The following is a 24,754-nucleotide window of genomic DNA, read 5'->3' on the forward strand; positions in this document are numbered from 1 at the left end:
TGGGTATACGCCGCGGGCAGTTGCCGATCGTCGTGCCGCAGCGGAGGAGGCCTGTGATGGCTGTTCGTGCGTCCGAGCTGGCTGCCATGGTCATGATCGGCGACGGCGTCCTCGGCACGGTGATGCCCGAGCGTCACGTCTCCCGCTGGATCCTCGGGCCACAACGGTGGCGTCCGATGCGCGTCTTCGCCGAACGTCCCGCCCTGACCCGGGCCCTCGGCGCCGTCGAGGCCGCCGTCGGGATGTGGTGGGCGGCCCGGCTCCCGGCGACCTCGCGCTGAGGACCCCGCCTCTCCCGCCACCGGCCCCGTGAGGGCGGAAGCCGGCGTCCGTACGGATAGGGTCGGGCGCTGTGCGGACCAAACAGGAACTGGGTGCGGCGATCCGGCGGGAGCGGCGTGCCGTGCTCGTCGTCAACGCCCACTCGCGGCAGGGCCGCCGCCACTACGACGCCGTGCGGTCGCGGCTGCTCGCGGCCGGGTTCGACCTGCTCGGTGCCTACCCGGTCGAGCGTCCCCGCGAGCTGGAGCGCCACCTCGCCGCCGCCGCCGACCTCGAACCGGACCTGCTGGTCGCCGGCGGCGGCGACGGCACGATCGGCACCGCCGCGCGGCTGCTCGCCCACCGCGACATCGCGCTGGGCCTGCTGCCGCTGGGCACCACCAACAACTTCGCCCGCACCGTCGGTGTCCCGCTCGACCTCGACGCGGCCGTCGCGGTCCTCACCGACGGCACGGTGGTCGACGTCGACCTCGGCCTGGTCGGGGACATGCGCTTCACCAACCACGTCGGCATCGGCCTGTCCGCCGACATCATGCTCCGTACGCCGCCCCGGCTGAAGAAGGTCGTCGGCCGGCTCGCCTATCCGCTCACCGCGCTGGCGCTGCTCGCCCGGCACCGGCCGCTGCGCGCCACCGTACGCGCGCAGGGACGCGAGCACGAGTTCCTCACCCACCAGCTCTACGTGGCCAACGGCGGCTACCACGCCGGGCGGCCGATCACCGCCGACGCGGACGCCGACGACCGGCTGCTGGTCGCGTACCCGGTGGGCGGGCCGACCCGTCGGGGGCTGCTGCGCGACACGGCGCGCAACGCGACGACCGGGCATCGGCGCACCCTCGGCGACGAGCCGTTCCTCGCCGTCGGTCAGCTCTGGCTCGACACCGACCGGCCGGCGCAGGTCGAGGTCGACGGTGAGCCGTACGGCCGGACGCCGATCCGGATCGGCCTGGATCCCAACGCCCTGCGCGTCATGGCGCCCGCCGGCACCCTCGACCGTTAGTGACGGGGCACGTCCTCGTCAGCCCGCGGCACTGTCCGAGCGAAGGGCGGCCAGCGCCTGCCCGTCCGGGGCGGCGTGGTCCGCCGTGGCGGCGGCCCGGTACCGGAACACGTGCCGGTACGTGCGAGGGCTGACGCCGCTGACCCGACCGAAGTGCTGACGCAGGTTCGCGCCCGAGCCGAAGCCGGTGCGGTGCGCGATCCGCTCCACCGAGTCCTCCGTGGTCTCCAGCAGCTCCTGCGCCAGCCGCACCCGCTGCTCCAGCAGCCACTGCAGGGGAGTGGTGCCCAGCGTCTCCCGGAACCGCCGGGCGAAGGTGCGCGGGCTGAGCTTCGCCTGGCGGGCCAGGTCGTCGACGGTCAACGGCTGGTCGAGGCGGCTGCGGGCCCACTCCAGCGCCGGGCCCAACGCGTCCGGCGGCACACCGCGCACCGGCGGCGGCGGGTACTGCGCGTGCTCCCCGGCCCGATGCGGCGGCACCACCATCCGCCGCGCCACCTCGGCGGCGACCGCCGCGCCGTGGTCGCGGCGCACCAGGTGCAGGCACAGGTCGATCGCGGCGGCCGTCCCGGCGGAGGTGAGGACGGCGCCGTCGTCGACGTACAGCACCCGGGGATCGAGGTCCACCAGCGGGTGGCGCGCCGCGAAGTCCTGCGCGTTCATCCAGTGGGTCGTCGCCCGGCGTCTGTCGAGCAGGCCGGCCGCCGCCAGCACGTACGCGCCGGTGCAGAGGCCCACGATGCGGCTGCCCCGCGCGTACGCCACCCGCAGCGCCTCGACCAGGTCGGCCGGCGGATCGAGCTGGGTGGCCCGGGCGAGGGCCGGCACCAGCACGGTGTCCGCCTCGACGAGAGCGTCCAGGCCGTACGGCGGGTCGAGCCGGCCGCCCCCGCTCATCCGCAGCGGTCCCGGTGCGGCCGCGCACAGGCGCAGCTCGTACCACGGGTCGACGATGTCCCGGCGGTCGGTGCCGAACACCTCCTGCGGCACCGCCAACTCGAAGATCGGCAGATGGTCGGTCACGGCCACCGCGACGACGTGCCCTGCCATGGCAGAAACGTAGCGCAACCCGGCGCGAATCGGCCTGTCCCGCCCCGGCCGCCGCGCGCGAGGGTGATCTCATGGTTGACACACCCGCGCCGGGAACGACCGGTCGACTGACCGCCGCGCAGGGCGCCGCCCTGTACGTCGGCGCCGTGCTGGGCACCGGAGTCATCGCCCTTCCCGCGCTGGCGGCCGAGGCCGCCGGACCCGCATCGCTGCTCGCGTGGCTGCTGCTGGTGCTCGTGTCCGCGCCGCTCGCGGCGACCTTCGCGGCGCTCGGCGCCCGCCACCCGGACGCGGGTGGCGTCTCCACGTACGCCCGGATGGCCTTCGGCGCGCGCGCCGCAGCCGTCGTCGGCTGGTGCTTCTACTTCGCGGTGCCGCCCGGCGCCGCCGCCGCGGCGCTCTTCGGCGGCGCGTACGTCGAGGCCGCCGTGGGCGGCGGCACCACCACCGTGGCGGTCACCGCCGTGCTGCTCATGGTCGCCGTCACCACCACCAACGCCGTCGGCGTCCAGCTCGCCGGCCGGGTGCAGCTCGCGCTGGCCGGTGTCCTGGTCACCTTCCTGCTCGTCGCCGTGCTGCTGTCCCTGCCGCACGCCTCGACCGGCAACCTGCGGCCGTTCGCGCCGCACGGCTGGACGGCGATCGGACCGGCCGCCGCGCTGCTGGTCTGGAGCTTCGTCGGCTGGGAGGCGATCACCCACCTGACCGCCGAGTTCCGCCGCCCGGCCCGCGACCTGCCCAGGGCCACCGCCGCCGCGGTCGTCGTGGTCGGCGGGCTGTACCTCGCGGTGGCCGCCGCCATCGTCGCCGTCCTCGGACCGGCCGCCGCCGAGGCCGACGCCCCGCTGGGGGAGCTGTTCGCCGTCGCGCTCGGCGGTGACGCCCGATGGCCGGCCGCCGCAGCCGCGCTGCTGCTCACCTTCGGGGCGATGAACGCCTACTACGCCGGTGCGGCCAAGCTCGGCGCGGCCCTCGGCCGGGACGGGGCGCTGCCGGCCTGGCTGGCCCGCGGCGACGTGGCGGGTGACGTGCCCCGGCGCAGCCTCACCGTCAACGCCGGACTGTCCTTCCTGGCTCTGCTCGCGGTGCTGCTCGCCGCCGTCGGCCCTCGCCCGCTGGTGCTGCTGACCACCGGCTCCTTCGTCACGGTGTACGCCGTGGGCGTCGCGGCGGCGCTGCGACTGCTGCCGCGCCGCAGCCGGACCTGGTACGCCGCCGTGGCGACCGTCGGCGCGGTGCTCTTCCTGCTGGTGATGACCGGTGTCTACCTCGTGTGGCCGCTGGTCGTCACCGGCGCGGCCCTGCTCTACCTGCGACTGTCGGGGCACCGGACCTCCGGTGCCGCGGCGCCGGTGTCCACTCCCGGCGGGGCGGCCGAGGGCGGGGTCGGCACGCGGACCGCGCCGGTCGGCTCGACCGACGGGACCTGAGGGATCGGGGGCTGCCGGCAGCCGTCTCCGGCGGCATGCTCGGGCGCACCGAAGGACGGGCAGAACCGTCAGCGCCGCGCCTACACGAAGCCGCGGATACTGGCGCTCGTCGATCTGCAACAAATCTGCACGTCACAAACCCTTGCCTCGCCGGTAAGCGCTTTCCTAGCCTGTGTTACATCGATGTTAATCCTTGTCCGGGCAAGAGCCAGATTCGAAGTCACGTGCGGCGTGGGGTTGTAGGGCCCAGCCCTCCCGACGTGCTCACTCCAGAGGAGTCCACAGTGAGATCGAAGGCGAGACTCAAGCTCGTTGCGGGCGGGACCGCGGTCGCCGCGGTGACGGCGGTCAGCGCGATCCTGGCGGTGCCGCAGGCGTCCGCGGCGACCGGCGGCGTCACCGGCTTCGCGACGCAGAACGGTGGGACGACCGGTGGCGCCGGCGGGCAGACGGTGCGCGCCACCACGGGGACCCAGATCCACGCGGCCCTGTGCAATCGGGCCAGCAGCAGCACCCCGATCATCATCCAGGTCGAGGGGACCATCAACCACGGCAACACCAGCAAGGTGTCGGGCGGAAGCTGCAGCACCGCGGACGGCGTGATCGAGCTGAAGCAGATCAGCAACGTCTCGATCATCGGCGTCGGCAGCGGGGCGGTCTTCGACCAGCTGGGCATCCACATCCGCGACTCGCGCAACATCGTCATCCAGAACGTGACCGTCCGCAACGTCAAGAAGTCCGGCTCGCCCACGTCCAACGGCGGTGACGCCATCGGCATGGAGAGCAACGTCCGTAACGTCTGGGTCGACCACGTCACCCTGGAGGCCTCGGGCGGGGAGTCCGAAGGCTTCGACGGCCTCTTCGACATGAAGGACAACACCCAGTACGTGACGCTGTCCTACAGCATCCTGCGCAACTCCGGCCGGGGCGGACTCATCGGCTCCAGCGAGAGCGACCGCTCCAACGGCTACGTCACCTTCCACCACAACCTGTACCAGAACATCGACTCCCGCACGCCCCTGCTGCGCGGCGGCATCGCGCACATCTACAACAACCACTACGTCAACCTGCACGAGTCCGGCATCAACTCCCGCGCCGGCGCCAAGGCCAAGGTCGACAACAACTACTTCAAGGACTCCAAGGACGTCCTGGGCACCTTCTACACCAGCGAAGCCGGCTACTGGCAGGTCAGCGGCAACACCTTCGACAACGTGACCTGGTCCAGCCGCAGCGGCGACAACAACCCCGCCGGCCCCAACCCGCAGTCGAACACCACCGTCAGCATCCCCTACACCTACCGCCTCGACGCGGCCAACTGCGTACCGAACGTCGTCAGCCAGACCGCCGGCGCCAACAAGGGCCTGCGGGTCTCCGACGGCAACTGCACGCCGCAGACCCCGCCGCCCACCACCCCGCCGCCCACCACCCCGCCGACCACGCCACCGCCCACCACCCCGCCGCCCACCACCCCGCCGCCCGGCACGCCTGGCGGCACCAACCTCAGCCTCGGCGCGGGCGCCGACGGCTCCAGCAAGGCCGACGGGACCAGCTACGGCAACGTGCGTGACGGCGACATGAGCACCTACTGGTCGCCCTCCGGTTCGACCGGCCGTATCTCGATCAAGTGGGGTTCGTCCACCCAGGTGGGCGCGATCAACATCCGGGAGGCGGCCGGCGCCGTCGGGGCGATCGGGTCTTGGAGGGTCGTCAACAACGACAACGGCGTCGTCCTGGCCACCGGCAACGGAGCCGGCGTCATCACCTTCACGCCGACCTCACTGAAGAAGATCAACTTCGAGATCACCAGCGCCAACGGCACCCCGCGGGTCGCGGAGTTCGAAACCTACAGCTCGACGACCACCCCACCGACCACTCCGCCGACGACGACCCCGCCGCCCACCACGCCCCCGACGACCCCGCCGCCGTCGAGCAACGCGCTGTACGTGGCACCGAACGGCACCGACAGCGCCGCCGGCACGGAATCCAACCCGACGACGCTCACCTCCGCGATCACCCGGATCGCCGCCGGGGGGACGATCTACCTGCGCGGCGGCACCTACCGCTACTCCCAGACCATCACCATCGGCCAGGGCAACAACGGCACCTCGAGCGCACGCAAGAACATCTTCGCCTACCCGGGCGAGACCCCGATCCTGAACTTCTCCGCACAGAGTGAGGATCCGGCGAACCGCGGGCTCGCCATCGGCGGATCGTTCTGGCACATCCGCGGCATCGTCGTCGAGCGCGCCGGGGACAACGGAATCCTCCTCGCCGGCAACAACAACATCATCGAGCGTACGGTGACCCGGCACAACCGCGACTCGGGTCTCCAACTGTCGCGACTGATCGCCAACGCTCCCCGTGACCAGTGGCCATCGAACAACCTCGTGGTCAGCTCCGTCTCCCACGACAACGTCGACTCCGACGGCGAAGACGCGGACGGCTTCGCCCCGAAGCTCACGGTCGGCCCTGGCAACGTCTTCCGGTACACCGTGGCCCACAACAACATCGACGACGGGTATGACCTCTACACCAAGAGCGACACCGGCGCCATCGGCGCGGTCACCATCGAATCCTCTCTGGCCTACGGCAACGGCACTCTCAGCAACGGTGGCCAGGCCGGGGCCGGTGACCGCAACGGCTTCAAGCTCGGCGGTGAGGACATCGGGGTGAACCACATCGTCCGGGGCAACATCGCCTACGACAACGGCAAGCACGGATTCACCTACAACCGCAATACCGGCACGATGACGGTGTCGAACAACGCCGGAATCGGCAACGCCGAGCGGAACTTCAACTTCGACGGCGGCTCTTCGGTGTTCCGGAACAACACCTCCTGCGACAGCGGGGCGAACGACCGGATCGTCGGCAACTCCGACAGCTCGAACCAGTTCTGGTCCGGCTCCGACGGATCCCGGTGCTCGGCGTACTCCGGCGCCCTGGGCTGGTCCTTCGCCTCGGACGGCCGCCTAGTCGTGACCTTCGGGGGCAGGCCGGTGACGCCGTGACCATTCCACTCACCGCCCCGTGAACCCCGGCGGGCAGGACAGCCGACGGCGCTGTCCTGCCCGCCGGAGCGTGTCAGCTCATCTTCACCCCCGGGTGGTTCAGGGTTCGAGGCCCTGGCGGCCTTCGCGTCGACGCGTCACAGCCCACCACCGTTGTCCGGCCGACCCGCAACTCGCGGGCGTTCTGGCCGACGACCCATCCGCGGTGCACGGCGTCGCTGTCGCTGTCGATCTCCAGCCGCGGCACCACGTCGGGGTTGTGGGCGAGGATCTCGGCTTCCACCCGTGAGACGGAACCTGCCCGGGGTGGACGAGGCAGGACCGGCTCCCGGCTCGCCGTCGGGTTGCTCGCGGCCGAGGCCGAGCGCCGGGACGGGGCCGCGTCCGTTCAGGCTCCCTGATCGCAGGGTCAGAGGCTCACGTGTCCGTTCCCGTCACGACGGCGCGTCCGCTGCGGACCCACCCGCCGGTGCCGCCGGCGACCGACCGGGCGTCGATGCCGGCACGGGCCAGGAACTGCGCTGCGGCCAGGCTGCGGTTGCCGCTGGCGCAGATGACGTAGACCGGGCGGTTGCGGGGGAGAGCCGCGACCGTCGCCGGTAGTTGCCCCAGCGGCACCGGGCGGGCACCCGGCACGTGACCCTCGACGTATTCGAACGGTTCCCGCACGTCCACCACGACAGCGCCGTCGGCGTGCGCGGCGGCGAACTCCGCCAGGTTGACCTCTCGCATCTCTTCCTCCGCTCTGTATACCCTGGGGGGTATATCTCGACCATAGCGCGGTAGGTCGGCCCGCCATTGCTCCACGGGTTGCGGCGGTGAGCGACGCAACCTCCGGGAATGTATACCCCCCAGGGTATGCTGCCTGAGTTGGAAGCCAGTGCCGAAAGCGGAGGTTGGACATGGGTAGCGTGGCGCTCAGCAGCGGAAACTTCGAGCAGACCGTGACCGGCGACGGAATCGTGCTGGTCGACTTCTGGGCGAGTTGGTGCGGCCCCTGCCGCAGCTTCGCGCCCGTGTTCGAACGGGCCAGCGAGAAGCACCCGGACATCGTCTTCGGCAAGGTGAACACCGAGACGGAGCAGAGCCTCGCTGCGGCGGCCCAGATCCGGTCCATTCCGACGCTGATGGCCTTCCGGGACGGCGTGCTGGTCTTCTCCCAGCCGGGCGCGCTGCCGGCGCACGCTCTGGAGCAGGTGATCCAGGCGGTCCGTGACCTGGACATGGACGAGGTGCGGACCAAGATCTCCGGAGCGTCGTCCAGTCGGTGACGCCTCGGCCGACGGCAGGGGTGCGGGTCGTCACCCGCCCCTGTCGGAGGCTGTCGCGACCTCGCCGCATGTCGTCACCGCCACCAGCGCCGTGGGCGTCATCGCCGCACTCGGGTCAGCCGGGTGCGCTGGCGCACCGGGCTGATCTTCGGCGTGGCCGGCGCCTGCGCGGGCGCCCGGCGGATGCGAGTGCCCCGCGCCCGTCCACTAACCGGCCTAGTACTATCCGTCATAGTACTAGGTTTCCTAGTGCTGGACTGGAGGAGACATGCAGCGCCCCGGAACGCCATCGCGCACCGCCCGGCAGACGCCCCCGATCCGCCGGACGGCCGGCTGGCTGGCACCGGTCGTGGTCATCGCCATCGTCGCGGTCCTAGCGATCCTCGCCCGACCCGCCGACGAACCGGCGGACCCGGTCGGCGGCACCGCCGCCGCAGGATCCGGCGGTGGGCAGCAGGCGAACCCCTTCGCCGGCCTGGCCCGGCGCACCCCCAACGATCCTGTCGCGCTCGGGAAACCGGACGCGCCCGTTGTGATCGTCGAGTACGCCGACTTCCAGTGCCCGTTCTGCGGCCGCTACGCCCGCGAAACCGAACCCAGGCTGATCCGCGAGTACGTCGACCAGGGCCTGGTCCGCATCGAGTGGCGCGACCTGCCGTACCTGGGCGCACAGTCCCACGACACCGCCGCCGCCGCGCGGGCCGCCGCCGAACAGGGAAAGTTCTGGCAGTTCCACGACGCCGTGTACGCCAAGGAGCGCCGGGTCAACGGCGGGTCCCTCAACGACGCCGCGCTACGCGACATCGCCGCGCGACTCGGTCTGGACCTGGCCCGCTTCGACGCCGCCCGGGCGTCCGCCGGCACCCGCGACGCGATCGACCGGGACATCCAGGAGGCCACCTCGATGGGCATCACCGGCACCCCGGCGTTCATCGTCGGCGACACTCCCGTCATCGGCGCCCAGCCGTACGAGGCGTTCAAGCAGGCCATCGACAAGCAGTTGGACACCCAGTGAGCGACATCGGCTACCTCGCCGCCCTGCTCGGGGGAGTGCTCGCCCTGCTCAGCCCGTGCAGCGCGATGCTGCTGCCCGCCTTCTTCGCGTACGCCTTCCAGAACCCGCGGCAACTGCTCGCCCGCACCGGCGTCTTCTACCTCGGCCTGGCGGCGGTCCTCGTACCGCTCGGAGTCGGATCCACCGCCGTGGCCGGCGCGTTCTTCCAGCACCGCGACACCCTGATCCTGCTCGCCGGATGGGCGATCATCATCCTCGGCATCGTGCAACTGGCCGGCAAGGGCTTCGCCTTCGCCCCGGCGCAGCGGTTGATGGGACGGATCACCGGCGACTCCGCGCTGTCGGTTCTCGCCCTCGGCGCGGTGTACGGACTGGCCGGCTTCTGCTCCGGTCCGATCCTCGGTGGCATCCTGACCGTCGCCGCCACCTCCGCGCAGCCCGCGGCCGGTGGTGCCCTGCTGGCCGTGTACGCCCTCGGCATGACCGTCCCGCTGCTGCTGCTCGCCCTGGTCTGGGACCGGTGGCGCATCGGCGAGCGCCGGTGGCTGCGCGGCCGGCAGTTCTCCGTGGGCCGGCTGCGTCTGCACACCACCTCGACCATCTCAGGCCTGCTCTTCGTCGCCCTCGGCGTGCTCTTCCTGGTCTTCGACGGCACGGCGGGGCTGGCCGGCGGATTCGGCCTGACCGACCTCGAGGGCGCCGCCCAGGAGTGGGTGACGACAACCGTCGGCGGGATGTCGGACCTGGCGCTCCTGCTCGCCGTCGCACTCGGCGCGCTGGGAGTCCTGGTGTACCGGTGGCGTCGCGCCCGACCCTCCGCCGCGAGCGTTTCCGCCCCTGCCGTGAGCGTCGCATCGGATATCGTCGCCTGGCCCGCGCGCAGGTGGGTGGCGGCGGTGCTCGCAGCGGTGGCCACCGTCGTCGTGATCGCCGTGCCGACCGATTTGATCGATACTCCGTTCTTCAGCCGCGACATGGCCGTGACCTGGTGGGCATGGCCGGTGCTGCTGGTCACCGCTGTGCTCTCCGGACTGCTCGTGGCGACCTACGTCGCACCGGTCGCCGGCACCGGCGATAGGCCGAGCGGCGGCAGCGGGTCCCGCACCGGCGTGACCGGGGCGACCCTGTCGCTGTTCGCCGTCGGCTGCCCGGTCTGCAACAAGATCGTCCTGCTCGCGCTCGGTTACAGCGGCGCGATGAACTGGTTCGCCCCCGCGCAGCCGGCACTTGCCGCGGCCTCCGTCGTCCTGCTCGGCTGGGCGTTGCGGCGCCGGCTGCGTGGCGAACGCGCCTGCCCGGTCCCCGCCCGGCCGGAGCCGGCCACGGCCGGCGGTAGGGTCGCCCCGTGAACAGGCCAGGACGACAGGACTCCGGCGGCGACCGACCGCTGGGCCCGCTGGAGACCGCCGTGATGAACGTCCTGTGGGCGGCGCCCGGCCCGCTCACCGTCCGGCAGATGGTCGACGCGCTGGCAGAGCGCGACCTCGCCTACACCACGGTGATGACCGTCCTGGACAACCTGCACCGCAAGGGCTGGGCGGACCGCGACCTCGCCGGCCGCGCCTACCGCTACCGCCCCAGGGCCACCCGCGAGGAGCACGTCGGGCAGGTCATGGCCGAGGCGCTCTCCACCGCCGCCGACCAGCACGCCGCGCTGGCCCGGTTCGTCGACGCGATGACTCCGGCCGAGGCGGCCGCCCTGCGTGAACTGCTCGACCAGCGCCGGGAGGCAGCCCCGTGACCAGTCTGATGCTGCTGGGCTGGGCGGCCGTGGTCGTGGCCCTCGCCCGCCCCGCCCTCACCGCACCGCGACTGGCCTCCCTCCCGCGACTGACCATCGGACTCTGGCTCGGTGCGGAACTCTCCGTCACCGTCGCCGTCCTCACCGCCGGGCTGCTCGTCGCCGTACCACCGGCTGCGCTCGCCGCCGGTCTGGCCGGCATCATCGCCGCCTGTGCGCAGGCACTGGCGAGCCTCGGCGCCCCGAACGGCACGCTCGCCGTGATCGCGTTGCTCGCCACCACGGTCCTCGCCGCCCGCCTCGCGACCAGCCTGGCCATGACGTTCGCCGGGGCGCGCCGCTGGCGTCGCCGCCACCTCGCCGCGCTGATGCCCCTGGCCGACACCGATGCGGGCGACGGGTGGACCCTGATCGAGCACGCCACACCCGTGGTCTACTGCCTGCCCGGCCGCCCCGGCCAGGTCGTCGTCACCAGCGCCGCCCGCGACGCCCTCACCGCCGACGAGTTCGCGGCCGTACTCCGGCACGAACGCGCTCATCTCCGCGGCCGGCACCACGTCCTCGTCGCCCTCGCCGTCGCGTTCCACCGCGCGTTGCCCGGGCTGGCGATGGCCGGCACCGCGGAGGCGGAGATCCGTCGGCTGGTGGAGCACCTGGCCGACGACCGTGCCAGCGAACGCCACGGCCGGCACGCCGTCGCCACCGCCATCGTGCAGCTCGCCGACCGTAGCCCTCAGCACGCCCTCGGCGCGGGCACGGGCGCCGTCGACCGGGTACGTCGGATGCTCGCCCCGCCGGTCCGTCCCCGGGCCCTGCACCGTCTCGTCGCCGCAGGCGCCCTCGGACTGCTGCTGGCCGGACCGCCGACGGTGGCGGTGGCGTCCGCCGGCCTGACCGTGCACGACGCGACCTGTTCGCACTCGCCGTCCCCGGCGGATGAGCCCGGCGCCACCGGTGTGGCCGCGGGTGCCGAACCCGGTGCCGAGACATCTAGCCAGGAGTAGGCCAACACAAGCCGAAGGGCCGGTTCCCGCCAAGATCCGTACCGGCATGATCGGCGACCGTGACGATCAACACCGCCGGTAACGAATGTCCCCGCTGCGGGCAGGCGACCGTGTCGATCCGCGAGGCGGTGCCCTGGTGTGCCGCCTGTGAGTGGAACCTCGACACCTTCGACCGGGCCGGGCGGACGCCGGAGTTCGGCTGGGCCTGGATCGACCGCGGCACCTACCGACTGGCGGCGCGACTGACCCGCCAGCAGTACGCGGCGCTGGTCGACCGACCGCTGGAGTCGTCCGGCCTCGGCCTGGCCGGCGTGGTGACCGCGGTGGCGTCGATCCTGCTCACCGTCGGGGTGGCCGCGCTGGCGGCGACCGGGGTGTGGCTGCTGTTCGCCTTCGCGTTCCCGAACATCGCCGTCGTGGCCGGCGTCGCCATGATCGGCCTGGCGGTGGCGTTGCGGCCACGGTTCGGCCGTCTCGCCCCCGACGTGGACGTCCTCTCCCGTGAGCAGGCGCCGGGGCTGCACGCGTTGGTGGACGAGGTCGCCGCCGCCGTCGGTGCTCCGCTGCCGCACGTCGTCGCGGTCGACGACTCGTTCAACGCCTACACCACCTCGGTCGGGCTGCGCCGGCGGCGGGTCCTGGTGCTGGGGCTGCCGCTGTGGGGCGCGTTGGACGGCCAGGCGCGGGTCGCGCTGCTCGGGCACGAGTTGGGCCACTTCGTCAACGGTGACGTGCGGCGGCTGCTGGTCACCCAGCCGGCGCTGACCATGCTCGGCAACGCCGCCGACCTGTTCCGCCCGGGGCACGCCTCGGCCGGCGGCGGCATCATCGAGATGATCGGCGACGCGCTGGGCAGGATGCTGTCCTGGACGATGTCCCGCCTGCTGTTCGGCGCCCACCTGCTGCTGGTGGTGACCGCGCTGCGCGACAGCCAACGGGCCGAGTACCTGGCCGACGAGATGGCGGCTCGGGCGGCCGGCACGGACGGCGCCACCCGCATGCTGGACACCCTGTTGCACGGCGACGCGGTGTTGCAGGTCGTCCGGCAGTCGTGCCGGGACGGTGCGGGACCGGCGACCTGGCGGGCGGGTGTCGGCCGGTCGCTGACCGCCGCCGCCGACCGGCTCCCGTTGCTGCGCCAGCTCTCCATCCGCGAGCGGACCTCGTTGTTCGCCTCGCACCCACCGCAGGGTCTGCGGCACCGGATGCTCACCACCCGGGTCCGCCAGGACCCCCGGGCGAGGCTGACCGAGACGAGGGCGGAGCAGATCGACGCCGAACTGGCGCGGCACTACGAGCAGGTCGGCCGTCAGCTCGCCTGGGCGGGCGACTGATCCCTCGATCGTCTCCGCGCTCGGCACTGCGGAAGGCGGGGGAGCATGCTGTCCTCGGACAGCATCTCGATGTCCTCGGTCAAGGCCGCGACGCCGTCCTCGTCCGGTGCCCGCCGGTCGTGACGACCTGTGAGATTCGACCCGGGGACGCGGCTCGCCGGGAGCCGTGTCGGGAAACCGCCACGGACGTGCGTCGATGCGGCGATCGGCCGTAGTTTGCGGGGCCATGAGACGCACACTCGCCCTTGCCGTCGCGACCGCGGCGCTGGCGTCCGTCATCGTCCTTCCCGCCACCGCCGCCCACGCCGCGCCGGACGGCCTCGCCTGCGCCGCGGGGGGCAGCTACAGCCGCGTCGTTGACGGCACGCCGACCACGTTCTGGCTGGTCGGCTCCGTCAGCACCTATCGGTACTGGCACGTCGTCGACGCCACCTCCGACACCTATCGGCGCAGCTACGTCGTACGGTGCAGCGGCGACACCATCGTCACCGCCACGGATCTGGCCGTGACCGCCACCGGCGGTGATCGCTGCGGCAGCACCTCGACCACCCAGTACCAGTACGTCGGCGCGCGGACCGGCCTCGAGCCGAATCCGGGCTGGCCGGGGTTCAACCTGGAGTACGAGTACCACTACTGGCACGTGAAGCGCTGGGTGTGGTCGGGAATCCGCGGGTACTGGACCTACGACCACTCCGAACTCGCCCGCTGCCTCGTCTGAGAAGCGTCGGACATGCCACCCGGCGATGGTGGCGGCGGGGCCCGGCTGCTCGGCCCGGCCGGCGGGCCGAGCAGCGCGGGCGGGTCGCCGGCCCGGCCGGACCCCTACCGGTTCAGCTCTTCGACGGCTTGCGGACGGCGTCGCGGACCCGGTCGATGACGGCCAGGGCGGGACCGGCCGCCAGGTTGCCCTTGGCCGTCTGGGCGCGGGGGTGTGGCCGCGTCGGCGCGGTCGCCTCGGCGGCGCGGACGGCGGTGGCGAGGCTGCGCAGCCGGTCGGCCGGCACGTGTTGGCGTAGTCGGGGGAACTCGTAGCGCTCCTCGTAGCGGGCGTGGGTGAGCACGGCGTCGCGCAGCAGGATGATGCCGACATCGAAGCCGTCGGCGTCCACGCCGCCGGCGATCAGCGTCTTCAGTGTCTCCTTGGCCTGCCGCTCCTCGTCGAGGCGCTCGTCGACCATCGCGTCGCCCCCGCCGCCGGGCAGCGTCCGGGCGAGGGGGTGCACGACCTCCTCCTCGGCGGTCTCGTGCGCGGCGAGCAGCTTGACCAGGTCGTCGAAGGCGTCCCGCCGGGTGCTGCCGATGACCAGCAGGAAGAGCTGCTCGATGCGGGCGTGCTGGGCCAGCAGCAGGTCGACCACGTCCTCCTGTGGTCCGGGCGTGGCCGGGGCGTCGGTGTCAGGCATGGCTGCCTCCCCGGGCGCGCAGACCCTGCACCGGGTGCGGCCCCTCGGTCTCGATGCGGTACTCGTCGCCGAAGCGTTCCCGGTGCATGTCGACGACCTGCTCGCTGGGGGGCTTCTGACCGTCGTGCAGTTGCTGTTGCATCCACTCGAAACGCTCGTGGGCCTCGGTGACGTAGCCCTCGCCGAGCTTCGTCGCGTCGATCTGGGTGGCCAGCAGGTGCCGCAGGTACTCCTTGTTCGGCTCGAAGGTCAGCGGCTCGGGCAGGCCGGCGCTGCCGACGATCTCCTCCGGCTCCCGGCCGTCGTGGCGGCGCAGGAGGTCGGCGGCCTGTTGGAGGTGGGCCAGCTCCATCTGCAGGTGCAGCTCCCAGACCGCCTTCACCTTCGGGTCGGTCTCCTGCTGCAGGAAGGAGTAGTAGAGCCAGCACTCGTTGTACTCGTGGGTCAGCAGCCGCTCCCACCAGTTCTCGCCCGGGTCCAGCAGCGACTCGTAGTGGGTGACGTGCTCCTGCTCGATGAGGCTGATCTCCTGGTAGAGCTGGCGTGCGATCGGCTCCATGTACTGCGGGCCGACGTTCATGTAGTAGAACATCACCTGCTGCTCGGCCGAGAGGATGGTCAGCGCGTTCAGCTTGGAGCGCGGGTCCACCGAGTTGCGGTCGTACGGGGTGCGGACCTCGTCGAACGGGTGCCGGTGCTCCTGCGCGGTGGGCCGGCCCGGCATCACCTCGGTCAGCCCGTCGACGATCTTCTCGGCCTTGCGTCGCTCCACCATCTCGTACAGGTTGGCGTAGCGGTAGAGGTGGTCGAAGTCCTCCAGCACGCCGAACTCGTACGCCTGCCTGAGGTAGTCGTCGGGTTCGTGCCGGGCCACCCAGGCGGTGAGGTCGACGGCCACCTGCTCGTAGCCGAGCGTCGTCTCCAGCACGCTCGCCACGCCGGGCAGCAGCCAGTTCACCACACGCTGCTGCTGGCTCTCCACGTACCGCACGTACGCCAACTGGCGGCGGACGTCCTGGTCCGGGCAGTTGCGGGCAAATTGGTGCTGGAAGTTGATCGCCTCGACCTCGATGCCGTTCATCGTGATGATCCGGCAGCGGGTGTAGGGGTCGACCGCCTCCGGATCGATCGGCTCGACGTCGAGTTCGCGCCAGTTGCGGATCTGGCTCTCCAGGGCGATGCCCTTGTGGTCCAGTGGATTGAACATCATGTCTCCGTTCGCGTCGGGGTGCGCTTCGTGGTTCCTACCCGGACCATCGGCGAGGAATCACCCAAACCTGATCCTCTTGCGCGAACTGTGCAGGTCACCGCAAAGTCGTGCGGTGCTCGGTGAACTTGACGCCGGCGAAGGGGACCCGGGCCGCCGGGCGGCCCCGGCCGCCGGCCGGGCGGGGCAGCGGTGCGCGGGTGACCACCGGCGCGATCGGCGCCGCCGAGGGCGCGGTGACGCCGAGTTCGAGGTGCGATCTGACGCCGGTCACGCCCAGGACGTACAGCACGAAGGACGAGGCCCGGCCCACGGCCAGCCGCCCGCCGACCGCGGTGACCAGCTCGTGTGCGTGTAGCAGCGCACTGATCCCGTGCGCGCCGAAGTACGTGACGGCGGACAGGTCGAGGGTGACGGTCGGTGCCGTCGCGCGGCAGAGTGACTCCACCAGTTCCACGAGCAGATGCGCGTTGCTCATGTCGATCTCGCCGCTGACGGTGACCACCGTGGCCGATCCGTCGCAGCTGTACGACAGCGACATGATGGGCTCAGGGAGCGGTCCCGGCGGGGTGCGGGAGAGGTGCTGGCCCTCGGTCGACGAGGGGAAGGGGTCTGCCGGCATGACGCCTCCGCGTGGACCGAGGATGACCCGTCCACCGAAGCCGCGGCAGCGAGGGTCCGAGCGGGGCGCGCTTTTTGACCCGATCATCTGCTACCCGAAGGAGCGGGCCGTACACGCGTGAGCGCCGACTACCTGGACCCGGACGGGCCGCGGTGTGCCGGGCATGGTCGGCCGGGGCGGGGGTAGGTCGACACCCGGGATCGGGTGAGGCCGGGACATGGCGGGATCGTGGTCGCTCGGCCCGGATGCCGGCGCTCAGGCGGAACGCCGCTCGGATCCATCCGGCTTTCGGCCGACCGGTCGGGGGACATCAGTCGCACCGTCTCCACTGGAGGTAACGATGGTCAACAGGTCCCGCTCCGGCACCACGAGCGCCGGCAGACACCCGGTCCGCACCGCCGCGCAAGCCGTCGGTGGGTCTTCGTGCTGGTCGTCGACGACGACAGCGGGGCCGACTTCGTGCCGCTCAACAACGCCGACAACTGGCTGCACCTGTTCCTCGGCCTCGGCATGATCGCGCTCGGGATCGCGTTGACCCGCCGCCCCGCCGACCGGCGCTGACCAACGCCGTCGACAGCGCCGGTCGCTGACCGACCCCGCCCGCCCGACCTCGCCGGATCCTGCTGCGCGTCCCCCCGCCACCCCTCCGGGTGGCCAGTAGTGGGAACTCCTCCTTTACCCCCCAGGGTCATGATGCCGGGTGGGGCGGTGGCCGGGGCGGGGGTGGGCTGCGGCTTCCTGGTCGTGTCCGATCGTGCGGGCGGCGGGCCGAAGCCGAGGGGCGCCGGGCCGGGCCTGCGTCGCCGCGACGCCTCACCCCTCGACGGTACGACGTGCTGCCGGATCCCGGCTTCGCCATCGTCGTCTCCGGGGACGGGGTACGGCGTCGGCGGAACCGTCGTCCGGACCGGTCCCGCCGGAGGCGGACGCAGGGGTCGTACCGCCGCCTTGCCCAAACAAATGAAAACCATTATCGTTCCGGCTTGTTTCGTCCACTACCGGAAGCGCTGGTCGTGTCTCGTCATCGCCACCCCCTCACCGCCCTGCTCATCGCCGCCCTCGCCCTCACCGGCTGCGCCGACGCCGAACCCACCTCGACGGCCACCCCGAGCGTGCCCTCCGCACCACCCGTGGAACAGGTCACCCACCGGCTGAGCGTCACCGACGTCCGGGGCACCACCGTCACCCTCAAGGCCACGCCGCAGCGGATCGTCTGCCTCACCGGACTCTGCGACGACGCGCTTGTCGAACTCGGCCTCACCCCCGCGGCCACGACCACACCCAAGCTCCTGCGCCACCCCGGCTACCTCGGCGCCGCCGGCGCCTCGGTGCCGGCGCTGCCCGGCATGTTCGGCAACGAGGACGTCGCCTCCGTCGCCGCCGCCAAGCCCGACCTGGTCATCGGCCTGGCCGGCGTACACGACCAGCTCCGGCCAGCGATCGAGAAGTTCGCACCACTGTGGCTCGTCGAGGTGAAGACCTACGAGGACTCGGTGCGCTACCTGCGTGACATCGCCACGCTCACCGACCGGGGCCCGCAACAGGTCGGCGCCGAACAGCGGTTCCGCGACCGGCTCGCCGCGGCCCGGGCCACCGCCGCCGAGAAGGGCCTGGGCCGGACCACCGCGCTGGCGATGTACGGCGGCACCTCGATCGGCGTGAACACCGCCGACGACCTGCTCGGGCACCTGCTCTCCCAGGTCTTCGACTACCCGTGGCCGAGCAAGGGCGGCGGCTTCGACACCGCTCAGGCGTACAGCGTGGAGGAGATCCTGGCCCGCGACCCGGACATCGTGTTCATCCAGTCGTTCACCTTCGGCCCCGACGCGAAGACGGTCACCGCCCAGTACGCCGAGCATCCGGTGTGGAAGCGCATCCGCGCCGTGCGCGACGGTCGCGCCCACGAGGTGCCCGCGGAGCTGTGGGCCTCCGGCCGCGGCACCCGGGCGTTGGGACTGGTCCTCGACGAGGCGGTAGCCAAGGCCACCGCGTGAGCACCACCGGACACGCGCCACCCGCCTCCGGCGACACCGTCGCCGCGGCACCGCCCCGGGGCCTGCGCCGCTGGCCGGTACGCGTCGCACTGCCGGCGGCCCTGGCCGCGGCCGTCGCGCTCACCCTCGGCCTCGGCCTGCCCGCCGACCCCGACGTCGCGGGGGTGGTGCTGTGGGAACTGCGCACGCCCCGGCTGCTGCTGGCGCTGCTCGGTGGCGCCGCCGTCGCGGTGGCCGGGCTGCTGATGCAGGCCGCGCTGCGCAACCCGCTGGCCGTACCCGAACTGCTCGGCGTCTCCACCGGCGGTGCGCTCGCCGCCGCCGTCGTGGTGGTCTGGGCGCTGCCGGTCCCACCGGCGGCGCAGCCCGCGGTGGCGCTGGCCGGGGCGCTCGGCGGCGGCGCGCTGTGCCTGACCGCCGCCGGCGCCGGCCGAGGACCCGGCGCGGTCCTGCTCATCGGCGCGGCGATGTCCACGGCCCTGCAGGCGGTGCTGCTGGCGGTGCTCGCCGCCGCCGACCGCCTGCAGTACGACATCCTGTTCCGCTACCTGGTCGGCAGCCTCACCGGAATCACCTGGGAGCACGCCCGGCTGACCCTGCCGTGGCTGCTGCTGTGCGGGCCGCTGGTCCTGGCGGCCGTGCCCTCCCTCGGCGTGCTGCGCCTCGGCGACGAGGCGGCCACCGCGCTCGGGCTGCACGTCGGGCGGGCCCGCGTCGCGGTGCTCGGCCTCGCCGCCGTCCTGGTCGCCGCCGTCGTCGGACCGTGCGGTCCGATCGCCTGGATCGGTTTCGTCGCCCCCCACGTGGCCCGGCGCATCCGCCCGGACGCGGACGCGCGTGCCCTGCTGCCCTGGGCGGCGGCGTTCGGCGCGTTGTTCACCACCGTCGCCGACCTGGCGGCCCGGCACGCCTTCGCACCCGCCGAGACCCCGCTCGGCGCCTGGACCGCCGCCGTCGGCATCCTCGCCGGCCTGGCCCTGCTGCGTCGTCGGAGCCGTTCGTGAGGTGGTGGTGGGTGGGGGCGGCGCTGCTCGTGGCAGCAGCCGCGGAACTGGTGGTGGGTCGGGGCGTCGACTGGCCCCGGCTGGACCCGCTGGAGCAGCGCATCCTCGTCGAGTTGCGGCTGCCCCGGCTGGTCACCGCGCTGCTCGCGGGCGCGGGGCTCGGCGCGGCGGGGCTGCTGCTGCAGGCGGTGCTGCGTAACCCGCTCGCCGCGCCGGAGCTGACCGGCGTCAACCCCGGCGCGGCGCTGGGTGTGCTCAGCGGCATCCAGTTCGGCCTGGTTCCCGCCGACTCGGCGGCCGGGGCGCTGCTCGCCGCCCTGCTCGGCGGCGCTGCCGGCGGCACCCTGATGTGGCTGCTGGCCCGCGACGGCTCCCCGGCCCAGGTCGCCGCGTACGGGTTGCTCGGCTCGGCGGCGCTGGCCGGGGTCACCACGCTGCTGCTGGCGTACCAGCCGGGCCGGTTCGGCAACGTGCTGCGCTGGCTGGTCGGCGCGGTCGACGGGCGGGTCTGGGCGCACGTGCGTACGGCGTGGCCGTGGCTGGCCGTGGCGCTGCTGCTGGCCTGGCTCTGCTCCGCCGCCCTGGGCGTGCTCGCCGCCGGTGACGGGCACGCCGCCGCCCTCGGGTTGCCGCCCCGGCCGGTACGCGCCCTCGGCCTGGCCCTGGCCGTCGCCCTGGCCGCCGGCGCGGTGGCCCTGGCCGGAGCGCTCGCCTTCGTCGGGCTGGTCGTCCCGCACGTCGCCCGCGCCCTGTGCGGGGGCGACATGCGTCGGGCGTTACCGGCCGCCGCCCTGCTCGGCGCGACCACGGTCGTCGGCGCGGACGCGGCCGCGCAGGCGCTCACCGTGCTGGTGCAGTCCGGGTCGGCGGGACAGCGGCTCGGGGTGCCCGCCGGCGCGGTCACCGCCCTGCTCGGAGCGGCGGCGCTGGTCGTCGTCGCCCGCCGCTCGCCGCACGTGGAGGTGTCGTGACCGAGGTCTTCACCGTCGAGCAGGCCCGCTACCGCTACCGGGACCGGGTCGTGCTCGACGGGGTGTCGCTGACCGTCCGGGCCGGGGAGTGCGTCGCGCTCGTCGGACGCAACGGATGCGGCAAGTCCACCCTGCTGCGGCTGCTCACCGGCGCGGACCGGCCCGCCGACGGGAGGGTGCTGCTGCACGGGCGTCCGGCGCACGCGCAGCGGCGCCGTGACGTCGCCCGGCAGGTCGCGGTCCTGCACCAGCAGTTGCCGCCGGTGCCCGGGTTGACCGTCCGGCAGCTCGTCGCGCAGGGCCGCTACCCGCACCGGGGGCCGCTGGGCATGCTCTGGCGGCCGGAGGACGCCGAGGCGTCCGCCGCGCTCGCCGCGACCGGGGTGGCCGGGCTGGCCGACCGGCAGGTCGACACGCTCAGCGGCGGCGAGCGGCAACGTGTCCGGCTCGCGCTGGCCCTCGCCCAGCGCACACCGGTGCTGCTGCTCGACGAGCCGACCGCCTTCCTCGACGTGCGCCACCAGTTGCAGGTGCTGTCGCTGGTGCGCCGTCTGCACGCCGAGCGGGGGCTGACCGTGGTGACGGTGCTGCACGAGCTGGACCACGCCGCCCGGTTCACCGACCGGGTGATCGCCCTCGCCGGTGGCCGCGTCGCCGCCGACGGGCCCCCGGCCGACGTGGTCACCCCGGCGCTGCTCGCCGACGTGTTCGGCGTACGCGGGCGGGTGCTCGCCGACGCGCACACCGGGGCCGTGCGGGCGCTGGCCGACGACCCGCTGGAGCAGCCGTGATCGTGCATCGGGAACTGGTGCGGCTCGCCGGTACGGTCACCCGCCCGGTCGTCGGCTGCGCGGCGCTGGGCCTGGCGGTGTCGGCGGCGTACGTCGGTCAGGCGCTGCTGGTCGCCGGCGCGTTGGCGGCGGTGGCCCGACGGGACCTGGCCGCCGCCGCTCCGTTGCTGGCCGGGGCGCTCGCGGTGATCGTGGCCCGGGCGGCGCTGCTGTGGTGGCGTGAGGTGGCCACCGTGGCCGCCGGCGCCCGGATCAGGGCCCGGCTGCGCGACCGCCTGGTCGCCCGGCTCGCCGAACTGGGCCCGGCCTGGCTCACCGGCGCCCGCACCGGCCGCGCCCAGGCCACCCTCGTCGACGGGGTGGAGGGGCTGGACGCCTACTACCGCCGCTACCTGCCCCAGGTGCTGGTCACCATCACCGTGCCGACCGCCCTGGTGGCCTGGCTGGCCACCGTCGAACCGGTCGCCGCCGCGCTGCTCGGCACGGCCGTGCTGCTGGTGCTCACCGTGCCCCGCGTCTGGGACGCCACCCTGCTGCGTCGGGGACGCGGCCGGTGGGCGGCGTTCACCGCGCTGGCCGCCGACGTCCACGACACGTTGCAGGGCGCGGCCACGCTGCGGGCCTTCGGCGCGGTCGACCGGATGCGGCAGCGGATCCGGGCACGCACCCACGACCTGCACACCACCACGATGGCGCAGCTGCGCCTGTCGCTGATCGAGAGCGGGATCAGCGCCCTGCTCGTGCAGGCCGGACTCGCCGCCGCCGCCGTGGCCGCGGCGGTCGCCGCCTACGCCGGCCGCGCCGACGCGGCCACCGTCTTCCTGGTGCTGCTGGTCGCGGTGGAGTGCTTCCGGCCCGTACGCGACCTCGGCGCGCACTGGCACGCCGGCTACCTCGGCGTCACCGCGGTCGACGGGCTGACCGAGCTGCTGCGCACCCCGGCCACCGTCGTGCACCACGGCCACGTCGACCGCCGGTTCGACCACCCGCCCGCCGTCACCTTCGACGCGGTCGGGCACCGCTACCCCGGCCGGCCCGAGCCGGCGCTGCGGGACGTGACCCTGCGGCTGGCCCCCGGCGAGACCGTCGCGGTCGTCGGTCGCTCCGGCGCCGGCAAGTCGACCCTGGCCAACCTGCTGCTGCGCCACCTCGAACCGGACACCGGGCGGATCACCGTCGACGGCCACGACCTGCGCGAGCTCACCGCGGCGACGCTGCGCCGCACGGTCACCGTGGTGGCGCAGGAGACGTACCTGTTCCACGGCTCGGTGGCCGACAATCTGCGGCTGGCCCGCCCGCAGGCCAGCGACGCCGAGCTGACCGCCGCCGCCCGTGCCGCCGGCGCCCACGACTTCATCCAGGCGCTGCCCCAGGGGTACGCCAGCCCGGTGGGGGAGCGCGGCAGTGCCCTCTCCGGCGGCCAGCGGCAACGCCTGGCCATCGCGCGGGCGTTGCTCGCCGACACCCCCGTGCTCGTCCTCGACGAGGCCACCTCCAGCGTGGACAGCCGGCAGGAGGCCGAGATCCTCGGCGCGCTCGCCACGGCCACCCGGGGACGGACCTGCCTGGTCATCGCCCACCGGCTGGCCGCCGTGCGGCACGCCGACCGGATCGTGGTGCTCGACCGGGGCCGGATCGTCGCCTCCGGCCGCCACGGCGACCTGCTGACGTCCTGCCCCGTGTACGCCGACCTGGTCGCCGCCGGGCAGGTGACCGGATGAGCGACCGGCCGACCGTCACCCGGCGGCCCGGTGCGCTGCGCCGGCTGCTGCCGGCCATCGCCGGGCACCCGGCGGCGTTCCGGGGCACCCTGCTGGCGAACCTCGTCGGGCAACTCGCCGGCCTCACCGCGGCCGTGTCGGGAGCCGCCCTGGTCGGCCGCGCCGTGGCCGGCGACCCCACCCCGCTCGGTGTGGTCACGGCCGTGCTCGGCGCGCTGGTCGCGATCGTCACGGTGGTGACCTGGTGGGAGATGTACGTCTCCCACGACCTCGCCTACCGCGTCCTGGCCGATCTGCGCACCCGCGTGTACGACGCGATCACCCGGATCGCCCCCGGCGGCCTCGGCACACGCCGCAGCGGTGACCTGGCCACCGTCGCGCTGTCCGACATCGAGACCCTGGAATGGCTGTTCGCGCACACCATCGCGCAGCTGCTCACCGCCACCGTGGTCCTCGTCGCCGGCACCGCGCTGGCGGCCTGGATCGACCCGTGGCTGCCCGCCGTGGTGCTGCCCGCCGCCGTGCTGGTCACCGTGACACCCTGGCTGCTGCGCCGGCACGCCGACCGGCACGGCAGCCGGGTGCGGGCCGCCACCGCCGCGCTGACCGCCGACATCGTCGACACCGTGCAGGGACTGCGGGAGTTGACCGTCTTCGGGGCGCTGGAGCAGCGCCGCGCCCACCTCGCCGCCCGTACCCGACAGCTCGGGCGGGCGCAGCGACGCAACGCCGCCCGCGCCGGCCTGGAGACGGCGCTGATCGACGCGCTGGTCGCCGCCGCCGGGGTCGCCGCGTTGCTGGTGGTGCTCGACGGTGTCCGCGCCGGACGCCTCGACGTCGCCGCCGCGCCGGTGGCGCTGGTCCTCGCCGGCGCGGTCCTCGGCCCGGCCAGCCAGGTGGCGCTGCTGCTCAAGGAGGCCGGCACCCTGCGCGCCGCCGCCGACCGGATCGACGCCCTGCTGCAGGCGCCCACCCCGGTTCCCGCACCGGCCCGACCCGCACCGGCGCCCGGCGGTGGCGACGTGGTCTTCGACGACGTGCACTTCGGGTACCTGCCCGACCGGCCGGTGCTGCGCGGCGTCTCCTTCGTCGTCCGGCCCGGCGAGACGGTTGCCCTGGTGGGGGCCTCCGGCGCCGGCAAGTCCACCTGCGTCCACCTGCTCCTGCGTCACCACGACCCGAGCGCCGGCCGGATCACCGTCGGCGGCGTGGACCTGCGCGACCTCGACGACGCCGACCTGCGCCGCACCGTCACGGTGGTGCCGCAGGACGTGCACCTGTTTCCCGGCTCGATCGCCGACAACATCCGCCTCGGCCGGCCGGACGCCGCCGACGCCGAGGTCCGCGCCGCCGCCGACGCCGCCCAACTCACCGCGTTCCTCGACACCCTGCCCGCCGCCGCCGACACCCCGGCAGGGGAGCGGGGAGCTGCCCTGTCCGGCGGCCAACGGGCCAGGGTGGCCGTCGCCCGGGCCCTACTCACCGGCGCGCCGGTGCTCGTGCTCGACGAAGCCGCCGCCAACCTCGACACCAGCACCGAAGCCGACCTGGCCGCCGCCATCGACGCCACCCGCGCCGACCGGGCCACCCTGGTGATCGCCCACCGGCTGTCCACCATCGACCGCGCCGACCGGGTCGTCCTGATCGACGGCGGACGGGTCGTCGCCACCGGCACGCCGGAGGAGCTGCGGGAGCGGGGTGCGTGGAGCGGGCTCATGGATCCGCATCGAGTCGGATGAGCGGGGTGCGCATCCCGAGTGTGCCGGCGGGGCAGCCCGACGGGCAGCCGGGAAGTGACGGTGTCCTGATCCGGCATCACCGCCTACCCGCCCCCTGCGGATCGAGGTTTGGCGTTAGGCTGGGCCACAGCGTCGCGTACCGGTGGCAGGCCGTGTCAGGTATGGAG

The 24,754-nt window shown here is 73.4% G+C and carries 24 protein-coding genes; 18 read left to right on the plus strand and 6 right to left on the minus strand.

What is annotated here, in order from left to right; all coding sequences use genetic code 11:
* The first annotated feature begins 56 nt into the window (after positions 1-56).
* Both GA0070614_RS29195 and GA0070614_RS29200 read left to right on the plus strand, forming a co-directional pair.
* A complete protein-coding gene (locus tag GA0070614_RS29195) occupies positions 57-281 on the plus strand; it encodes a hypothetical protein (protein WP_157745121.1) in 225 nt (74 codons plus the stop codon).
* A 71-nt stretch (positions 282-352) separates the two neighbouring features.
* Positions 353-1,282: a diacylglycerol/lipid kinase family protein gene (locus GA0070614_RS29200; RefSeq protein WP_088978963.1), complete on the plus strand. Its 930-nt coding sequence runs from the start codon at positions 353-355 to the stop codon at positions 1,280-1,282.
* Between the two features lie 18 nt (positions 1,283-1,300).
* Here the strand turns inward: GA0070614_RS29200 and GA0070614_RS29205 are convergent, their stop codons facing one another.
* Positions 1,301-2,332, minus strand: a complete 1,032-nt coding sequence (locus GA0070614_RS29205; protein WP_088978964.1) for a GlxA family transcriptional regulator — start codon at positions 2,330-2,332, stop codon at positions 1,301-1,303.
* 71 nt (positions 2,333-2,403) lie between these two features.
* Here GA0070614_RS29205 and GA0070614_RS29210 point away from each other — a divergent pair, with 71 nt between their 5' ends.
* On the plus strand, positions 2,404-3,762 hold the full coding sequence (locus tag GA0070614_RS29210) for an APC family permease (protein ID WP_088978965.1): 1,359 nt from the start codon (positions 2,404-2,406) through the stop codon (positions 3,760-3,762).
* Positions 3,763-4,100: 338 nt separating this feature from the next.
* Positions 4,101-6,770: a pectate lyase family protein gene (locus GA0070614_RS31570; protein WP_408630789.1), complete on the plus strand. Its 2,670-nt coding sequence runs from the start codon at positions 4,101-4,103 to the stop codon at positions 6,768-6,770.
* Between the two features lie 73 nt (positions 6,771-6,843).
* On the opposite strand, the gene GA0070614_RS29220 is transcribed toward GA0070614_RS31570, so the two are convergent.
* Both GA0070614_RS29220 and GA0070614_RS29225 read right to left on the minus strand, forming a co-directional pair.
* Positions 6,844-7,053 (minus strand): hypothetical protein, encoded by a 210-nt coding sequence (locus GA0070614_RS29220; RefSeq protein WP_088978967.1) that lies wholly within the window; start codon positions 7,051-7,053, stop codon positions 6,844-6,846.
* Between the two features lie 134 nt (positions 7,054-7,187).
* Positions 7,188-7,502 carry a rhodanese-like domain-containing protein gene (locus GA0070614_RS29225; RefSeq protein WP_088978968.1) on the minus strand — a complete coding sequence of 105 codons (315 nt, stop codon included), beginning with the start codon at positions 7,500-7,502 and terminating at the stop codon, positions 7,188-7,190.
* Between the two features lie 170 nt (positions 7,503-7,672).
* Between GA0070614_RS29225 and trxA the strand changes: the two genes are divergently transcribed.
* From trxA to GA0070614_RS29260, 7 genes are all read left to right on the plus strand, one after another.
* Complete coding sequence (gene trxA, locus GA0070614_RS29230; protein ID WP_088978969.1) at positions 7,673-8,041, plus strand: thioredoxin; 369 nt, start codon at positions 7,673-7,675, stop codon at positions 8,039-8,041.
* A gap of 268 nt (positions 8,042-8,309) precedes the next feature.
* The gene (locus GA0070614_RS29235; RefSeq protein WP_088978970.1) at positions 8,310-9,056 is read left to right on the plus strand and encodes a DsbA family protein; all 747 of its coding nucleotides are present in this window, start codon (positions 8,310-8,312) and stop codon (positions 9,054-9,056) included.
* On the plus strand, positions 9,053-10,405 hold the full coding sequence (locus tag GA0070614_RS30815; protein ID WP_088978971.1) for a cytochrome c biogenesis CcdA family protein: 1,353 nt from the start codon (positions 9,053-9,055) through the stop codon (positions 10,403-10,405). The genes GA0070614_RS29235 and GA0070614_RS30815 overlap by 4 nt, the downstream gene beginning before the upstream one ends.
* Positions 10,402-10,797, plus strand: coding sequence for a BlaI/MecI/CopY family transcriptional regulator (locus GA0070614_RS29245; RefSeq protein ID WP_088978972.1), 396 nt, complete (start codon positions 10,402-10,404; stop codon positions 10,795-10,797). The genes GA0070614_RS30815 and GA0070614_RS29245 overlap by 4 nt, the downstream gene beginning before the upstream one ends.
* Positions 10,794-11,801, plus strand: coding sequence for a M56 family metallopeptidase (locus GA0070614_RS29250; protein WP_088978973.1), 1,008 nt, complete (start codon positions 10,794-10,796; stop codon positions 11,799-11,801). Before GA0070614_RS29245 ends, GA0070614_RS29250 begins: the two co-directional genes overlap by 4 nt.
* Positions 11,802-11,860: 59 nt before the next feature.
* The gene (locus tag GA0070614_RS29255) at positions 11,861-13,135 is read left to right on the plus strand and encodes a M48 family metallopeptidase (protein ID WP_088978974.1); all 1,275 of its coding nucleotides are present in this window, start codon (positions 11,861-11,863) and stop codon (positions 13,133-13,135) included.
* Between the two features lie 226 nt (positions 13,136-13,361).
* Entirely contained in the window at positions 13,362-13,853 is a 492-nt protein-coding gene (locus GA0070614_RS29260; protein WP_088978975.1) for a hypothetical protein, read from the plus strand.
* A 112-nt stretch (positions 13,854-13,965) separates the two neighbouring features.
* Here GA0070614_RS29260 and GA0070614_RS29265 read toward each other — a convergent pair whose 3' ends face one another.
* The 3 genes from GA0070614_RS29265 to GA0070614_RS29275 form a co-directional block, all read right to left on the minus strand.
* Positions 13,966-14,538: a hemerythrin domain-containing protein gene (locus tag GA0070614_RS29265; RefSeq protein WP_088978976.1), complete on the minus strand. Its 573-nt coding sequence runs from the start codon at positions 14,536-14,538 to the stop codon at positions 13,966-13,968.
* Complete coding sequence (locus tag GA0070614_RS29270; protein WP_197701365.1) at positions 14,531-15,745, minus strand: hypothetical protein; 1,215 nt, start codon at positions 15,743-15,745, stop codon at positions 14,531-14,533. The genes GA0070614_RS29265 and GA0070614_RS29270 overlap by 8 nt, the downstream gene beginning before the upstream one ends.
* 97 nt (positions 15,746-15,842) lie before the next feature.
* A complete protein-coding gene (locus GA0070614_RS29275) occupies positions 15,843-16,367 on the minus strand; it encodes an STAS domain-containing protein (RefSeq protein ID WP_157745122.1) in 525 nt (174 codons plus the stop codon).
* Positions 16,368-16,790: 423 nt separating this feature from the next.
* Here GA0070614_RS29275 and GA0070614_RS31360 point away from each other — a divergent pair, with 423 nt between their 5' ends.
* The 7 genes from GA0070614_RS31360 to GA0070614_RS29310 all read left to right on the plus strand — a co-directional run bounded on the left by GA0070614_RS31360 (position 16,791) and on the right by GA0070614_RS29310 (position 24,587).
* On the plus strand, positions 16,791-16,928 hold the full coding sequence (locus tag GA0070614_RS31360) for a DUF4383 domain-containing protein (protein ID WP_231933434.1): 138 nt from the start codon (positions 16,791-16,793) through the stop codon (positions 16,926-16,928).
* Positions 16,929-17,380: 452 nt separating this feature from the next.
* The gene (locus GA0070614_RS29285; protein WP_157745124.1) at positions 17,381-18,361 is read left to right on the plus strand and encodes an ABC transporter substrate-binding protein; all 981 of its coding nucleotides are present in this window, start codon (positions 17,381-17,383) and stop codon (positions 18,359-18,361) included.
* The gene (locus GA0070614_RS29290) at positions 18,358-19,365 is read left to right on the plus strand and encodes a FecCD family ABC transporter permease (protein WP_197701366.1); all 1,008 of its coding nucleotides are present in this window, start codon (positions 18,358-18,360) and stop codon (positions 19,363-19,365) included. Before GA0070614_RS29285 ends, GA0070614_RS29290 begins: the two co-directional genes overlap by 4 nt.
* On the plus strand, positions 19,362-20,336 hold the full coding sequence (locus GA0070614_RS29295; protein WP_157745125.1) for an iron chelate uptake ABC transporter family permease subunit: 975 nt from the start codon (positions 19,362-19,364) through the stop codon (positions 20,334-20,336). Before GA0070614_RS29290 ends, GA0070614_RS29295 begins: the two co-directional genes overlap by 4 nt.
* Positions 20,333-21,127: an ABC transporter ATP-binding protein gene (locus tag GA0070614_RS29300; RefSeq protein WP_088978981.1), complete on the plus strand. Its 795-nt coding sequence runs from the start codon at positions 20,333-20,335 to the stop codon at positions 21,125-21,127. Before GA0070614_RS29295 ends, GA0070614_RS29300 begins: the two co-directional genes overlap by 4 nt.
* Complete coding sequence (locus tag GA0070614_RS29305) at positions 21,124-22,848, plus strand: ABC transporter ATP-binding protein/permease (protein WP_088978982.1); 1,725 nt, start codon at positions 21,124-21,126, stop codon at positions 22,846-22,848. The genes GA0070614_RS29300 and GA0070614_RS29305 overlap by 4 nt, the downstream gene beginning before the upstream one ends.
* Positions 22,845-24,587, plus strand: coding sequence for an ABC transporter ATP-binding protein (locus GA0070614_RS29310; RefSeq protein ID WP_088978983.1), 1,743 nt, complete (start codon positions 22,845-22,847; stop codon positions 24,585-24,587). Before GA0070614_RS29305 ends, GA0070614_RS29310 begins: the two co-directional genes overlap by 4 nt.
* Positions 24,588-24,754: the final 167 nt, after the last annotated feature.

Source organism: Micromonospora coxensis (genome assembly GCF_900090295.1).
Lineage (GTDB): Bacteria > Actinomycetota > Actinomycetes > Mycobacteriales > Micromonosporaceae > Micromonospora > Micromonospora coxensis.